This window comes from Oceanobacillus piezotolerans, assembly GCF_003665065.1.
Classification (GTDB): Bacteria; Bacillota; Bacilli; order Bacillales; family Amphibacillaceae; genus Oceanobacillus; species Oceanobacillus piezotolerans.
This window is the reverse complement of sequence record NZ_RCHR01000003.1, coordinates 97,875-112,760: the sequence shown is the minus strand read 5'-3', so window position 1 is coordinate 112,760 and position 14,886 is coordinate 97,875. Positions and strand designations below refer to the sequence as shown.

The window sequence follows — 14,886 nt, the reverse complement described above, 5'->3', positions numbered from 1 at the left end:
TTTATGATGGATTAAGCACCCTTTGCAGAAATTGTTGGGTTCTTACTTCTTTAGGCGCTTTTAATACTTCTTTAGGTGTTCCTTGTTCTACGATATACCCACCATCCATAAAGATAACTTTATCTGATACATCTGCAGCAAATTGAATTTCATGAGTTACAAATACCATCGTCCATTCCTCTTTGACAAGGTCACGCATAACATTTAATACCTCACCAATCAGCTCTGGATCAAGCGCAGAAGTTGGCTCATCAAATAGCATTAATTCTGGCTCCATTGCCAGTGCACGAGCAATCCCTACACGCTGCTGTTGACCACCTGATAGTTGGTGTGGATACAAGTTCATTTTATCCTTTAAGCCCACCTTCTCCAACAGGCCTTCAGCTATGTCCTTCACTTCCTTGGAATTGCGCCTTTGAACGATGATTGGACCTTCTGTTACATTTTCCAATGCTGTTTTATGTGGAAAAAGATTATAGGACTGGAATACCATTCCAGACTTTCTTCTTAAACTTTGGATACTTTGTTTACTTACTTTATTCTCAAAATTTATTTCAAATCCATCATCAAAGGTAATTATCCCTTTGTCCGGCTGTTCCAATGCATTTATACATCGAAGTAAAGTTGTTTTCCCGGAACCAGATGGACCGATTATGGATAATACCTGGCCTTTCTCCACCTCTACATCGATACCTTTCAATACTTTATTATCACCAAATGATTTAGCTAAGCCTTTAATGGTTAAAAACATTTCTCTTCCCCCTTTCTACTTTGCAACAAAGCGGTCCAATCGTCTCTCTAGTGCTGCTTGAACGAGGGATAAGATAAAGCAAATAACCCAATAAATAATTGCCGCCTCTACGTAAAGCAGTAAGAAATCATAGGTTCTAGCCGCTATTTCCTGAGCTTTTCGAAACAGTTCGGCAACAAGAATTAACGAAGCAAGAGATGTATCCTTCACCAAACTAATAAATGAGTTTGATAGCGGCGGGACAGAAACTCTGGCCGCCTGAGGTAAAATAATTCTTCTGAGTGCAGTCCCTTTTGACATTCCAATCGTAAATGCCGCCTCCCATTGTCCTTTAGGAATAGAAAGAATGGATGCTCGGATGATTTCCGAAGCATATGCTCCGACATTTAATGTAAAAGCTATAACTGCGCTTGGAAAAGGGTCAATCGTCACACCAATACTCGGCAGTCCATAAAAGATAATAAATAATTGCACCAATAATGGCGTTCCGCGAACTGCAGATACATATATAGCAGCTGGCACTCTAAACAGGCTCGATTTCGAAAGACGCATCATAGCTGTTAATAACGCTACGACCAAACCAAGTATAAATGAAATTAACGTAAGTGGTATTGTAGCCTGGATGGCTCCTGTAATCATAGGAAGAAGAGAGTTAGAAAATAACTCCCATCCTTCCATATTGGCTGTAATCGTAAATAGCTTATTATTTAATGGATACATCTTCACCAAACCACTCTTCGGAAATTTCAGCTAAAGTTCCGTCTTCTAACATTGCTTCTAATTGTTCATTGACAGCTTCCACTAACTCCTCATTTCCTTTGTTGAACGTAAATGCCATTTCTGAGTGTTCATCTGCTTCAGCAACTACTTTAATGCTTTCATCACCTTGCTGTTTGATATAATCTAAGACAGCCAATTTATCATTAACAGTTACATCCGCACGGCCTTGTTTTATTAATTCAATTGCTTGTGAAAGACCTTCAACTCCAACAAGCTCAGCACCATTTTCTTCAGCGATGGAACCATAATTACTTGTTAATGACTGTGCGGATTGTTTCCCTTCTAAATCTTCAAACGAAGTAATGTCCTCATTATCGGCAGGTACAACTACTACCGCAGACGAGTACGTATAAGGTATAGAGAAATCATAATTCTCTAAGCGTTCCTCATTGATGCCAACTTGATTTGCAATTAAATCAAATCGTTCAGAGTTGAGCCCTGCAAACATAGAATCCCACTGCGTTTCTTGAAAATCGACTTCCACTCCCAAACGATTGGCAACTTCCTTGATAACCTCTACATCATAACCTGTAAGCTCGCCCTCTTCATTATGGAAACTAAAAGGAGCATAAACCCCCTCAGTTCCAACCGTAAGGACGCCTTCTTCTATCACTTTATCATATAGATTTCCAGATCCATTTGTTTTGGTTGATTCATCTGTAGCAGCGTTATTATTATCTTCTTTTGTACCACAAGCTACTAACAATCCAGTAATTAATAGTAAAATAATTCCCAATGCCAACTTTTTCATCTTTTATTAACCCCCAGTAAGTTTATAAGAATTATTAGTATAATACATAATTAATGGTTCGTAAATTATTATTTACTGAAGACGACGTTTTATTATGTAAAAAAGAATAAAGTAATACTTCATTCAGTGGAGGGTGGGACTACAGGTTGCAGGATAAAGCAAGCGAAGACATAAGGAGGTGGCCTTCTTAGTCTGCGTTCTGATTTTTACCCTCTACGAAACAATAATTCTATCTTAAGTAATATTATTTACATGAAATGAAACGCTTAAAGCTAAACTTACCTCTGGTCGATTCTCTATCTCAGAAGTCATATTCCTTCTTCCACTCTGTATATTTTTCAATCACTTCGAAATTCATATCATAACCAATCCCAGGTTTTTTTGGAACTTTAATGATTCCATCGTGCACAATGACCTCGGGTTTTATAATGTCTTGTTCCCAATAGTGTGAGGAACCAGCTGTGTCGCCTGGCAACACAAACTGTGGCAGGCTAGTCAATGCAATATTATGCGCTCTTCCAACACCCGCTTCGAGCATTCCACCACACCATACAGCTATATCATGTTCATAGCAAAAGTCATGAATCCGCTTAGCCTCCGTTAACCCTCCGACACGTCCAATTTTAATATTGATTACCTTGCAGCTTCCAAGCTCCCATGCTTTCCGTACATCTTCAACTGAGTGTATACTCTCGTCAAGGCATATCGGTGTTTGAATCGCAGCTTGCAGCTTAGCGTGGTCTATAATATCATCGTGGCCCAACGGCTGTTCTATCATCAGCAGGTTTAGATCATCCAATTTCTTTAACCGATCTATATCGCCTAACGTATAGGCAGAATTAGCATCTGCCATGATTGATATGGCAGGAAAATGACTTCGCACCTGGCTTAATAGATCTACATCCAGTCCTGGCTTAATTTTTAGCTTGATTCGTTTATAGCCATTATCCAAAGCTCCCTGTATTTTTTCCAACAATTGATTCATCGTTGGTTGAATACCTATTGCTATCCCTACTTCAATTTCTTTTCTCTCTCCTCCAAGCGCTTCCGCTAGTGGAATATCCAATCTTTTTGCGTAAAGATCCCATACAGCTCCTTCAATAGCTGCTTTTGCCATATTATTCCGCTTCACTGGAAGAAAAAGCTCGGAAACTTCATCAGGATGGGTCACCATGTTACTCTGTAAAGTCGGAATGAGTATATCTTCTAACATATGAAATGTTGTAGCTACCGTTTCCTCCGTATACCATGGGGTGGTGAAGGCAACAGATTCCCCGTAACCTCTATTTCCATCTCTGTCGATTAATTCCAGAAGGAAAAATTCTTTATCCTGAACGGTTCCATAGCTCGTTGAAAAGGGATTTTTCAATTTCATTTTTAATTTACGTAAAACTAGCTTATGTAATGGTAATTCCATTTTTACGGTCCCCAATCTGAGTTTTAATTACAGTATACGATAAGTTTGTAAAACGATGAAAGAGATGGCTTAATGGGAGGGGTAAAATATGTTACTATGAAACTACCATAGTAATGAGGAGTGAGCGTGTAGTGGTGAAAAAAATGAATGTGGAGAGTTTTAACCTCGATCATACAAAAGTAAAAGCGCCTTATATTCGTTTAGCTGGAGTAACAGAAGGTGCAAATGGAGATGTTATTCATAAATATGACTTGCGTTTCAAGCAACCAAACAAGACTCATATGGAAATGCCTGCACTTCATTCACTGGAGCATTTGATGGCAGAACTTATCCGCAACCATCATAATACAGTAGTGGACTTAAGCCCCATGGGGTGCCAAACAGGATTTTATTTAACGGTTCTTAACCATGATAATTATGATGAAATACTAGATACCGTTGAAAAAACGTTGAATGATGTATTAACAGCTACAGAAGTCCCTGCTTGTAATGAAGTACAATGCGGCTGGGCGGCAAGTCATAGTTTAGAAGGTGCAAAAGAATTAGCACGTGAAATGTTAGAAAATCGTAACGAATGGCAACATGTTTTTGCCCAGTAATGAAGGAAGGGAATCACCCGGTTTTGGGTGGCTCCCTTTTTTATCGGTGTTTATTTCAATATATCGGCGGCTTATGCCAATGTTATTTTTTCACCCTCATTTATCGAATAGCTTGCAGTTATTTCTGCGTTTAAGGAATGTGCCACAGAGCAATATTTATCCTTCGATAATCTAATGGCACGAACCACCTTATCTTCGGGTAATTCTCCAACTAATACATAGTGAATATGGATGTTTGTAAACCGTTTCGGATGCTCGCCTGCACGTTCTGCTTTTACTTCCATATGAAAAGCTTTAGTTTCTAAACGCATCTTATCTAAGATAGAAATTAAATCTATCCCTGTACAACCAGCTACTGCATTTAATAATAATTCAGTCGGTCGGGAGCCGGTGTTTTCTCCGCCAATTTCGGGAGCAGCATCCATCTTAACTAGGTGTCCCGATGGTGTTTCACCAGAGAAAGCCATTTTTCCATCCCATTTTACTGTTAATTCCATACGTATCGTCCTTTCTACTAAAAACCAATCTCAGTTACTTCCTGATTTGACCATTTCCTGTTATGAAGTATTTGGAAGAGGTTAATGCTTGTAATCCCATCGGGCCTCTCGCATGAAGCTTTTGTGTACTAATTCCTATCTCAGCCCCATAACCGAATTCGAATCCATCTGTGAAGCGAGTCGAGGCGTTATGATATACCGCTGCAGCATCAACAGACTGCAGGAACCTATTCGCATTATTTTCATCTTCCGTAATAATTGCTTCAGAATGCCTTGTTCCATATTGATTAATATGGGCTATCGCTTCTTCAACATTCTCTACTAGTTTAACACTTATCTCTCCGCCAAGATATTCAGTTGCCCAATCTTCTTCTGTAGCTAGCTGTGCATCAGGAAACACTGCAAGCGTTTCTTCATCAGCATGAATGCTCACTTTCTTCTCTTGTAATGCATGTAAAATCCCAGTCCCATTATTCTCAAACCAATCCTTATGGATCAGTAAGGATTCTGCCGCATTACAAACAGAAGGCCGCTGTAGTTTGGCATTAAGAACAATTTCAGTGGCCATCGCCTCATTTGCGGTTTCGTCAATAAAGATGTGACAATTGCCAGCGCCAGTTTCAATAACAGGAACCGTTGACTCCTGAACGACTGTTTCAATTAGCTGTTTCCCACCTCTTGGAATCAAAACATCCAAATAAGCATTTAAGCGAAATAGTTCCTTTGCAGCTTCTCTACTTGTATTTTCTATTAGCTGGACCACATCCACTGGGATATCCGTCTTCGCCAAGGCTGTGTGAATAGATTCCACTAATTGAATATTAGAAAATTTAGCTGATGAACTGCCTCTTAATAAAACAGCATTCCCCGTTTTTAAAGTTAAGGCAGCTGCATCGACTGTTACATTTGGTCTTGCCTCATAAATCATTCCTACCACTCCAATTGGAACGGTTCTTTTTTCAATTACTAATCCATTTTCCTTTTCTATTGCCTTGAGCGTTTCTCCTATTGGATCTTTTAAGTCAATGACTTGCCTTATCCCCTCTGCCATGCCGTCGATTCGCTCGGACGTTAATAAAATCCGGTCTAGAATAGCATTCGATAACCCTTTTTCTTTTCCCATTTCCAGATCTTTTTTGTTCGCTTCTATTAACTTTTGCGCATCGGCTATAAGCTGATCTGCAATCTTGGCTAATGCCTCATTTTTTTGCTCTGTTGTCAAGCTCACCAATTGATAACTAGCCTGTTTTGCTCTTCTTCCTTTCTCTTGTACCTCGGTCATTTCTTCTTCTCCCCTTCCTTTTTTAGTGTTACCCAATTATTGCGATGAATTACTTCTTGGCTGGTGACTGGCTTATGAGTTTGTAAGACTTCCATTAGCACAGCAGACGAGCAATTTACTTCCCCTTTTCCAAGGATCTCTCCCGCACCAATTACTTCAACCACATCCCCAGCCTGAAATGTTCCTTCTACTTTCGTAATTCCCGGTGATAAAAGACTTTTCCCCCGATAAAGAATGGCCTCTTCCGCTCCATTATCTACATAGATTCTTCCGTGTATATCGGAGTGAAGGGCAATCCACTGTTTCCTCGTATTCAGACCATGTTGCCTGAACCTGCCAAGATATGTTCCGTCCCCTTTCTCTTCTAACACTTCAAGAAGCTTCTTCTCTCCATTTCCTTTCCCAATGAAAACTGGTACCCCCAGAGAGATCGCAGTGTTTGCAGCTAGCAGCTTGGACCTCATTCCACCGGTTCCAACCTTTGATCCTGACTCATCTGTTCCTTCAATCATCGCGGCTGATACTTCCTCGATAAAATCATATCTCTGTGCCTGAGGATTTTTGCGAGGATTACTATCGTAAATGCCATTAATATCCGTTAAAATGATTAATCGATCCGCATGTACAAACCCACTCACTAATGCAGACAGCATATCATTGTCGCCGAATGTCAGTTCATCAACAGCCACGGTGTCATTTTCATTAATGATGGGGATAATCCCTCTTTCTAATAGTTCACTTATCGTTGCAAAAGCATTTCGATATCTTGCTTGACTGGAGAAATCGGAACGTGTTAATAAAAGCAATGCTACTTTTAAATCATAGGCTTGGAATTTGTCCATATAACGCTGGATGAGCAAGCTCTGTCCAATTGCTGCTGCCGCTTGCTTGCCCTTTAGTGTAACAGGACGGGAAGAATACCCTAATAAACGAAAACCTGCCGCAACTGCACCAGAACTCACTAAAACTACTTCATGATTCGCCTCTCTTAAAGCAGCCATAGCCTGTACATGCTCCGTCAGCTTCTCTTCATCTATTTCCCCTTTTTCGTTTGTGAGCGAACTACTTCCAATTTTGACGACAATCCGTTCCTTTGCCATGTTTTCATACTCCTTTATATAAATCACTAATGAGCTTTTCTCTACTACTGATTTACTAACTGTTTATATAACAATGTTATGATAAAAAGTAATCTGTTTAGAATTCCTGTTCTCGCCTTATACGGTCACTACCCAAGTTAAAAGCACAAAAAAAGCCCATTCATCCCCTTGTATAAAGGACGAAAGAGCTTCCGCGGTACCACCTAAATTGAATGCTTGCACATTCCTCTCGAATTCGTAACGTGAATAAGACGCCCATGTTTTCATGAGACTAGAAGGCAGGTTCAATGGATATTTTGTGACAAAACCTTTCAGCTCATAGGTTTTGCTCTCTTTCACAACTTATGCCATTTACTAGCCCTTCATTAACGTTCACTTTTTAACCTATTATCAATACTTTAACGGTTTTTGTCAATAGATAAAACTATTTATTATGTTTGAAAGCAGTCACCATATATACTATGAAAAGAGAGGAGAGTATAGAAGATGTGCTTAATTAATTTTCATTTTCAGGATCATTCAACCTATAAATTAATCATTACTGCTAATCGTGATGAAGGATACAACCGACCGACAAAGGAAGCTCATTTTTGGGAAGATACTCCATACATATTAGCTGGCCGAGATCTACTGCAAATGGGGACTTGGCTCGGAATTACTAAACAAGGGAGATTTGCGGCATTAACCAATTATCGTGACCCTCGCCTCCCCGAAACAGGAAGACACTCTAGAGGAGCCATCGTGCGGGACTTTTTATCCCAAAGTACTGAAACAGGAGATTTTTTGACCAGATTACAAAAACATAAGAGTGATTATGCAGGGTTTAATCTGTTAGTTGGGAATTCAGATGAATTGGTTCATTACAACAATATATTGGACAAGATTACGAAAATAGCGCCTGGAACACACGGCTTAAGCAACCACACTTTAAACACACCATGGCCAAAGGTAACGAAAGGAAGGGAACGTTTATCAAGATATTTCAAAGACTCTAATTCCGTATCCGCTGATAAATTATTTGAAATTACAGCAGATGCTGAAAGAGCCCCAGATCACATGTTGCCTGACACCGGGGTTGGAATAGAGCTGGAGCGAATGCTATCACCACTTTTTATTACCTCTCCCGAATATGGGACAAGGTCCTCTACTGTCCTTCTCATAGACAAGAATAATAATGTTACATTTGTGGAGCGGACCTTTGAAAAAGGACGTTTAAAACAAGAAAACACATTTGAATTTACCATTCAGCCTTCAATTTGAAGGCTTTTTTTATGCTTAGGAAACTATAAAATTCTGAACTGTGTATAACTCTTGCTTGAAGAACGGCCACGTCCGGCTCCAGCGCCCAGCGACTAGCGAGACTTCCCTCACCTCCGTACGATAAGTCAACATCGACTTCCTTCGGGCGTCGTGTTTCCTTTATCTCCTACGGCTCAGTCCAGTCCGTACGTCGCTACCCGGGCGCTTGCGCCTTTGTTCTGCAAATTTCTATCTGGATAAATCAACAGCAATACGGACAAGATATAAGATGTTCTATATCTTATAGAAAGTTCACATAAGGAGGGGTGACATTGATTTTTGATGACCCTGTTGCTGCCAGCAGATTTTTAACGATAATAACACTTTCATTCCATATTATCTATGCAACAATTGGAGTTGGAGTCCCCTTACTAATAATGATTGCACAATGGATTGGAATTAAAAGAAATGATGAGCATTATCTCCTTATGGCGAGACGCTGGTCTAAAGGATTTATTGTACCCGTCGCTGTCGGTGTGGTAACTGGAACAGCTATTGGGTTACAGCTTTCTTTATTATGGCCTAGTTTTATGGAGCTTGCGGGAAACGTAATTGCCTTGCCTTTATTTATGGAGACCTTTGCCTTCTTTTTCGAAGCTATTTTTCTTGGCATTTATTTATATACTTGGGACCGATTCGATAATCCTAAAAAACACTTCTTATTGCTAATCCCTGTTGCCATAGGAGGTGCAATGTCGGCCTTCTTTATTACCATTGTTAATTCATTTATGAACTCACCACAAGGATTTGATCTAGTAAATGGTCAGATTGTAAATGTGAATCCACTTGCTGCTATGTTTACACCTGCTATGCCAACAAAGGTGACGCATGTCATTGTTACCGCTTATATGACCATTGCTTTTCTAATGGCTGCTATAGCTGCTTTTCGCCTTTTAAAGGGATCCAACCATGTTTATCATAAAAAGGCTCTATATTTGACAATGAAAATAGGTCTTATTTTTTCTATCGCTACAGCCATTATTGGTGACTTTTCTGGTAAATATTTAGCTGCATACCAACCGGAAAAGCTGGCCGCAGCAGAATGGCATTTTGAGACAGAAGGTGCTGCACCACTATTAATGTGGGGCTTACTAGACGAAGATACCCAAGAAGTCAGCTATGCCTTAAAGGTACCATACGCGTTAAGCATTCTAGCACATGGTGATCCGATGGCAGAAGTAATCGGTTTAAATGAATTCCCAAAAGAGGTACAGCCACCTTTGATTATCCATTATTATTTTGATTCAATGGTATCAATTGGTGTCTTCATGATGGGTCTCGCCCTTTTATATTGGTTCGGAATTAGGATGGGATGGGCCTTTGTTAAGTCTAAATGGTTTCGCTGGATTATCGTGCTTGGCGCGCCATTATCTTTCCTTGCGATTGAATTTGGCTGGTGGATGGCCGAAGTAGGCAGATATCCTTGGATTCTTCGTGGTTTATTAACAATTCAAGATGCAGCCACTACCAGTGAATATGTTGGGATTATTTCCATTCTGTTTATCCTTTTATATTTCGTTTTAGGTGTAGGAACTGTTGTAGTGCTGCGGCGGATGTTCAAAAATAACCCAATTGAAAAAGATATTACCAAGTATGAAGGTGGTGGGCCATCATGATGCTAGAATTAATCGGTATATCTGTTCTTTGGCTCTTCCTTTTCGGGTATATTATTGTTGGCTCCATTGATTATGGCGCTGGATTCTTTAATGCCTATAGCATCATTACTGGAAAAGAACACATATTATCCAAGATTATTCAGCGTTATTTATCTCCTGTTTGGGAAGTGACAAATGTATTTTTTGTGTTTTTCTTTGTCGGTATTGTTGGCTTCTTTCCTCAGACTGCATATTATTTTGGTACTGTATTTTTAGTTCCAGGGAGCATCGCATTAATTCTCCTTGGGGTCAGAGGGGCTTATTATGCATTTGAAACATATGGTTCTAGAGGACATAAAGGCTATGCTTTTATGTATGGTTTATCAGGACTGCTCTTCCCTGCTTCTTTATCGATTGTCTTAACGATTTCTGAAGGCGGTTTTGTTTATATAGAAGAAGGGAATCCAAAGCTCGACTATCAAGCCTTGTTTGCAAGTCCGTTAACTTGGGCGATTGTTGTTCTAAGCATTATAGCAGTACTCTACATTTCAGCTGTTTTCTTAACATGGTATGCCAATAAAACAGGAGACCAGACAGCTACAGCTTTATTCCGAAAGTATGCACTTATTTGGGCAATCCCTTTAATCCTAACAGCAAGTGGAATTGTCTATGAATTAAGCAGTCATAATCCTCCACATTATGAAAGAATTTTTAATCTATGGTGGATGTTCGCCATCTCTCTTATCCTGTGGATTGTAACTGTCTGGCTCATTTGGCATAAAAAGAGATATGATGTCGCAGTTTGGCTGATGATTTTCCAATTTGCTTTTGCTTTCTTCGGGTATGGTGCAGCTCATTACCCTTATCTGCTTTATCCATACCTGACTATTAATGAAGGATTTACAAACCAAGCAATGGCAATTTCACTCATTGTTGCGTTTATTCTAGGGCTTTCATTACTACTTCCGTCCCTCTATCTAATTTTCAAGCTGTTCCTATTTAATGAAGATTATGTACGGGGACGTAAAGAAAAGGAGTGATTATTTTGCTTAATAATTTCCTAATGTTTGTCGCTCCCTTTCTCTTTATGTTTGCAGCTATATTCGTTTCATTTTGGGCATCTCTTAAAGATGATATAGTAAAAAAGGAAGAAGAATGAAAGCATAAAATGTTGTTTCTGAATTCTGGGGAGATGCTGACTAAAAAAGGTTCTAAATTGTTAATACAAAAGATACAAATTTTTGATCTCTAGAGGATGAATTTTTCTTATTACTCGTTCTCTATTAATATTTCATAGCCTTGTTGTCATATCCTTTCAGGTTTTAAGCATACTATAACAAGATTCTTTACCTTTTAGGAGGAATAAAATTGGATAAAACGAGAATTAGTCGAGTAGCATTAATTGGTACCGGGTTTGTTGGTTCTAGTTATGCCTTTGCACTCATGAATCAAGGTGTAGCAAATGAACTTATTATGATCGATATTAATGAGGAAAAAGCAAAGGGGGATGTGCTAGACCTTAATCATGGAAAAGCTTTTGCACCAAGCCCGACAAATATCCATTTTGGTACATATGCAGATTGTAAAAATGTTGATCTAGTTGTCATTTGTGCTGGAGCCAATCAAAAACCGGGTGAAACTAGACTTGACCTAGTAGAAAAGAACTTACAAATCTTTAAGAGTATTGTAACAGAAGTAATGGATAGTGGTTTTAATGGCATTTTCCTAGTGGCAACGAACCCTGTCGATATTCTGACGTATGCAACCTGGAAGTTTAGTGGTTTACCTAAAGAACGCGTTATCGGTTCTGGCACCATTCTTGATACTGCGCGTTTCCGCTATTCATTAGGTGAGTACTTTCAAATTGCACCTACCAATGTGCACGCGTATATCATCGGTGAACACGGGGACAGTGAGCTCCCTGTTTATAGCTCAGCAAGCCTGGGTGCAACCCCAATTAAGAATATCATCAATCGAAGCGATGAATATAAATTAGAGGATTTAGATGTCATATTTACTAATGTCCGAGACGCGGCCTATAAAATCATTGAAAGCAAAGGTGCGACTTATTACGGAATTGCGATGGGATTGGTTCGTATAACCAAAGCAATTCTTACTAATGAAAATTCAATTCTGACCATTTCTGCACACCTAAGTGGAAAATACGGCGAGGATGATGTATATATCGGAGTTCCTGCCGTAATTAACCGTAATGGTATCCGAGAAATAGTAGAACTTGAATTAGATGAACGTGAAAAAGAGCTATTTCAGAATAGTGTCGATGTATTGAAAAATATTCTTGCACCACACTTTGATGAAGTAAAGGCGAATCCATTAAAGCAGACCGCAGAGCATGAATAGAAAACATCTTTATGATGTGGTTTATTCCAAGTTTGGTCCAACCCGCCAAACCTTTTATAAGAAAGCAAAAAAGCACCTCTGCTAGAAAACTAGCGAAGGTGCTCTTTGTTTTGTAAATGGGACATGTAGGGATCGAACCTACGACCCGCTGATTAAGAGTCAGCTGCTCTACCAACTGAGCTAATGTCCCGTATCTTTTGGACGACTTAAATATAATATCACAACTTCAAGTTCATAGCAAGTCTTTTTTACATTTTTTAACAATCTTTTTAGCAAGCATTGGTTTTAACACCTTTATTTCTCTTTATTTATGAACCAGATTTCATATCATCTCTAAAATAGTACTTTGATTCACGGCAGTAAAGATAAATAACTCTAGTTTATACAAAAAAGAGCACATTCTCTAGAAAACTAGTAAATGTGCTCTTTGTTATGCAATGGGACATGTAGGGATCGAACCTACGACCCGCTGATTAAGAGTCAGCTGCTCTACCAACTGAGCTAATGTCCCGTATCTTTTGTCGACTTAAATATAATACCACATCCTCAAGTTCATGACAAGTCTTTTTTCACATTTTTTCAAAACTCTTTTTCAGCAAGCAATGTTTTTAAAGCAATCAATTCTTCTTTTGTTAACGTAATCCCTTTGCCCATCTTCTCTTTATTCGGCGCCCAATCTCTTAAGTCGTATTTCGGTTCACGGCCATTCCAGCTAATTATATTCAATTCTTTTGTCCAGCCTTTAGGTGATTGGGATAGTACTGCAATAGTTTCCATGATTTCATATTTAATTTCTGCCATGTTATATCCTCCCATCTTAGTTCTCAAATTTATAGTAACGAAATCCAGTGTCCTGTTTATTTCCTGAATGGGCAAGGCCTTCCCTTACACGATTCAACCTTTCCATACCTAACTCGCTGATCGTTCTGTATCCTTCTTTATAAGCTTCCGATTTAGGATGAATTTCTTCAGGCGACTGTACAAGGATGAATGACAACCTCTTCCGTAAAGTTTGATTTAGTTGCCAAACCGCTTCTCCTGTTGTTCCTGTTCCGGAGAAAAAATCCAATACAATTGCTTCATCATCTCCATATAAAAGTGATTCTATTAAGGTGCGAATCAGACCTACTGGTTTAGCATAGTCAAATACTTTCTTGCCAAACAGCTTTGTCAATTCCCTATCTGCATCTTCATAGGTTGGAAGGCCATAGCCACTAAGAGTGAAAAGATTTTTTAACTTCTTAACTCCCCCACCTTCTCGCACATAATTTGGCCGGAAAGGAATTTTACTAATACTAATGGTTTCCCCTTTTTGAACAATTTCATTCAGTTTCACTTGGGAATAACGCCATTCGCCTCGAAGTCTAAAAGGGTGTTTATTTACTCCATTCTCAATTTTAACATCATCCAGAAGCTCTGTCCTAATCTTTCCTCTCGACATGTCCTGTGCCTTTACGATTCCATCTCGTAAGTGAAATTGCACCGAGCCTTCAGGAAAAGTAAGTACCCGTTCTGGGTTACCTGCATTATTAAATGGATACTTCTTCCCTTTCTCCGTTCTCTCTAAAGATAGCGCATGTGTCTTCCCCTTGTTTCTGGAGTAGACTACTATATACTCCGTTACATTCCCCACATTACGATCAAGGAAGGACGGTTTTTTCTTTTTTTCCCAGATCAATGTCGTCACAAAGTTATCTTCTCCAAAAATCTCGTCACACATCTTCTTCAAATTATATAATTCTCTGTCTCCAATACTTATAAAAATCATGCCATCTTCCGTAAGCAGGTTGCATGCCAGCATTAATCTTGGATACATAAAATTAAGCCAATTAGTATGCATGCTAGTTAAACGTTCCTGAATGGTCCGTAAGCCCGGGTCCATAAATGTATCATGGTAGATAAAATCCATCCCTGTATTATAAGGTGGATCAATATAAATCATTTTTATTTTATGATGATGAGTCTGTTTTAGCCAGCGTAACGTCTCTAAATTATCGCCTTCTATATACAGGTTTCTGGTTTCATCCCAGTTTACACTTTTAGATATACATGGATACAATACTTTTGTCGGCTCTTGGGTGGCCTCCGTTCTAGCTTCCTGTTTCCCTTTCCAAACGAGCTCATATGGTAACGATTCCACATGGTCCCCTAACATGTATTGCAACTTTTCCATATCAATTTTTGACCCTGTGAATAATTCTGGAAAAACTTCCTTTATAACTTTAAGCTTCTGTTGTATTGGAACATTGTTTACTTCACTTATATTTTTCATATCCAATAATCCACCTTTATTTATTATAAAGTGAAGCTTCTTTTTATAAGTGCTTTTTCATGCAAGCTATATAACAGGATATCCTCAGCTCGGCTTTTATCTACTTATCTTACATCACGTTAACCTATATAAAAAAAGTAACCGCCAGCACATGAATGTCTATGACGATTACTTGAAGTTCA

Annotated in this window: 15 protein-coding genes and 2 tRNA genes; 6 read left to right on the top strand and 11 right to left on the bottom strand. The window is 39.0% G+C overall.

All coding sequences use genetic code 11. The features are described from left to right. Position 1: 1 nt before the first annotated feature. The 4 genes from D8M04_RS08605 to menC all read right to left on the bottom strand — a co-directional run bounded on the left by D8M04_RS08605 (position 2) and on the right by menC (position 3,699). The gene (locus D8M04_RS08605; RefSeq protein ID WP_121522519.1) at positions 2-751 is read right to left on the bottom strand and encodes an amino acid ABC transporter ATP-binding protein; all 750 of its coding nucleotides are present in this window, start codon (positions 749-751) and stop codon (positions 2-4) included. 15 nt (positions 752-766) lie between these two features. After that, positions 767-1,471, bottom strand: coding sequence for an amino acid ABC transporter permease (locus D8M04_RS08600; protein ID WP_121522518.1), 705 nt, complete (start codon positions 1,469-1,471; stop codon positions 767-769). Continuing rightward, positions 1,455-2,282 carry an amino acid ABC transporter substrate-binding protein gene (locus tag D8M04_RS08595; protein ID WP_121522517.1) on the bottom strand — a complete coding sequence of 276 codons (828 nt, stop codon included), beginning with the start codon at positions 2,280-2,282 and terminating at the stop codon, positions 1,455-1,457. Before D8M04_RS08595 ends, D8M04_RS08600 begins: the two co-directional genes overlap by 17 nt. 301 nt (positions 2,283-2,583) lie before the next feature. Then, positions 2,584-3,699 (bottom strand): o-succinylbenzoate synthase, encoded by a 1,116-nt coding sequence (menC, locus tag D8M04_RS08590; protein ID WP_121522516.1) that lies wholly within the window; start codon positions 3,697-3,699, stop codon positions 2,584-2,586. A gap of 134 nt (positions 3,700-3,833) precedes the next feature. Here menC and D8M04_RS08585 point away from each other — a divergent pair, with 134 nt between their 5' ends. Beyond that, positions 3,834-4,298: an S-ribosylhomocysteine lyase gene (locus tag D8M04_RS08585; protein WP_121523102.1), complete on the top strand. Its 465-nt coding sequence runs from the start codon at positions 3,834-3,836 to the stop codon at positions 4,296-4,298. Between the two features lie 71 nt (positions 4,299-4,369). On the opposite strand, the gene D8M04_RS08580 is transcribed toward D8M04_RS08585, so the two are convergent. The 3 genes from D8M04_RS08580 to proB are packed head-to-tail and all read right to left on the bottom strand — an operon-like array spanning position 4,370 to position 7,177. After that, the gene (locus tag D8M04_RS08580; protein WP_121522515.1) at positions 4,370-4,795 is read right to left on the bottom strand and encodes an OsmC family protein; all 426 of its coding nucleotides are present in this window, start codon (positions 4,793-4,795) and stop codon (positions 4,370-4,372) included. Positions 4,796-4,829: 34 nt separating this feature from the next. Beyond that, a complete protein-coding gene (locus tag D8M04_RS08575) occupies positions 4,830-6,077 on the bottom strand; it encodes a glutamate-5-semialdehyde dehydrogenase (RefSeq protein ID WP_121522514.1) in 1,248 nt (415 codons plus the stop codon). Next, the gene (proB, locus tag D8M04_RS08570) at positions 6,074-7,177 is read right to left on the bottom strand and encodes a glutamate 5-kinase (RefSeq protein WP_121522513.1); all 1,104 of its coding nucleotides are present in this window, start codon (positions 7,175-7,177) and stop codon (positions 6,074-6,076) included. The genes D8M04_RS08575 and proB overlap by 4 nt, the downstream gene beginning before the upstream one ends. A gap of 486 nt (positions 7,178-7,663) precedes the next feature. On the opposite strand from proB, the gene D8M04_RS08560 reads away from it, so the two are divergent. The 5 genes from D8M04_RS08560 (at position 7,664) to D8M04_RS08545 (ending at position 12,432) form a co-directional block, all read left to right on the top strand. After that, a complete protein-coding gene (locus tag D8M04_RS08560) occupies positions 7,664-8,437 on the top strand; it encodes an NRDE family protein (RefSeq protein ID WP_121522511.1) in 774 nt (257 codons plus the stop codon). A 311-nt stretch (positions 8,438-8,748) separates the two neighbouring features. Then, positions 8,749-10,092, top strand: a complete 1,344-nt coding sequence (locus D8M04_RS08555) for a cytochrome ubiquinol oxidase subunit I (RefSeq protein WP_121522510.1) — start codon at positions 8,749-8,751, stop codon at positions 10,090-10,092. Continuing rightward, positions 10,089-11,111, top strand: coding sequence for a cytochrome d ubiquinol oxidase subunit II (locus D8M04_RS08550; RefSeq protein ID WP_121522509.1), 1,023 nt, complete (start codon positions 10,089-10,091; stop codon positions 11,109-11,111). Before D8M04_RS08555 ends, D8M04_RS08550 begins: the two co-directional genes overlap by 4 nt. Then, positions 11,108-11,230 carry a cytochrome bd oxidase small subunit CydS family protein gene (gene cydS, locus D8M04_RS20715; protein WP_425464013.1) on the top strand — a complete coding sequence of 41 codons (123 nt, stop codon included), beginning with the start codon at positions 11,108-11,110 and terminating at the stop codon, positions 11,228-11,230. The genes D8M04_RS08550 and cydS overlap by 4 nt, the downstream gene beginning before the upstream one ends. A 209-nt stretch (positions 11,231-11,439) precedes the next feature. After that, positions 11,440-12,432: an L-lactate dehydrogenase gene (locus D8M04_RS08545; RefSeq protein ID WP_121522508.1), complete on the top strand. Its 993-nt coding sequence runs from the start codon at positions 11,440-11,442 to the stop codon at positions 12,430-12,432. 117 nt (positions 12,433-12,549) lie between these two features. Here the strand turns inward: D8M04_RS08545 and D8M04_RS08540 are convergent. From D8M04_RS08540 to D8M04_RS08525, 4 genes are all read right to left on the bottom strand, one after another. Beyond that, positions 12,550-12,622, bottom strand: a tRNA-Lys gene (locus D8M04_RS08540). Between the two features lie 248 nt (positions 12,623-12,870). Beyond that, positions 12,871-12,943 (bottom strand) — tRNA-Lys (locus D8M04_RS08535). A gap of 68 nt (positions 12,944-13,011) precedes the next feature. Beyond that, complete coding sequence (locus tag D8M04_RS08530; RefSeq protein WP_121522507.1) at positions 13,012-13,233, bottom strand: YdbC family protein; 222 nt, start codon at positions 13,231-13,233, stop codon at positions 13,012-13,014. A gap of 16 nt (positions 13,234-13,249) precedes the next feature. After that, positions 13,250-14,704, bottom strand: a complete 1,455-nt coding sequence (locus D8M04_RS08525) for a site-specific DNA-methyltransferase (RefSeq protein ID WP_121522506.1) — start codon at positions 14,702-14,704, stop codon at positions 13,250-13,252. Between the last annotated feature and the right edge of the window lie 182 nt (positions 14,705-14,886).

Coding starts and splice junctions, on each gene's coding strand:
- D8M04_RS08605 (WP_121522519.1), bottom strand. CDS start 751: ATGTTTTTAACCATTAAAGGCTTAGCTAAATCATTTGGTGATAATAAA.
- D8M04_RS08600 (WP_121522518.1), bottom strand. CDS start 1,471: ATGTATCCATTAAATAATAAGCTATTTACGATTACAGCCAATATGGAA.
- D8M04_RS08595 (WP_121522517.1), bottom strand. CDS start 2,282: ATGAAAAAGTTGGCATTGGGAATTATTTTACTATTAATTACTGGATTG.
- menC (WP_121522516.1), bottom strand. CDS start 3,699: ATGGAATTACCATTACATAAGCTAGTTTTACGTAAATTAAAAATGAAA.
- D8M04_RS08580 (WP_121522515.1), bottom strand. CDS start 4,795: ATGGAATTAACAGTAAAATGGGATGGAAAAATGGCTTTCTCTGGTGAA.
- D8M04_RS08575 (WP_121522514.1), bottom strand. CDS start 6,077: ATGACCGAGGTACAAGAGAAAGGAAGAAGAGCAAAACAGGCTAGTTAT.
- proB (WP_121522513.1), bottom strand. CDS start 7,177: ATGGCAAAGGAACGGATTGTCGTCAAAATTGGAAGTAGTTCGCTCACA.
- D8M04_RS08560 (WP_121522511.1), top strand. CDS start 7,664: ATGTGCTTAATTAATTTTCATTTTCAGGATCATTCAACCTATAAATTA.
- D8M04_RS08550 (WP_121522509.1), top strand. CDS start 10,089: ATGATGCTAGAATTAATCGGTATATCTGTTCTTTGGCTCTTCCTTTTC.
- D8M04_RS08530 (WP_121522507.1), bottom strand. CDS start 13,233: ATGGCAGAAATTAAATATGAAATCATGGAAACTATTGCAGTACTATCC.
- D8M04_RS08525 (WP_121522506.1), bottom strand. CDS start 14,704: ATGAAAAATATAAGTGAAGTAAACAATGTTCCAATACAACAGAAGCTT.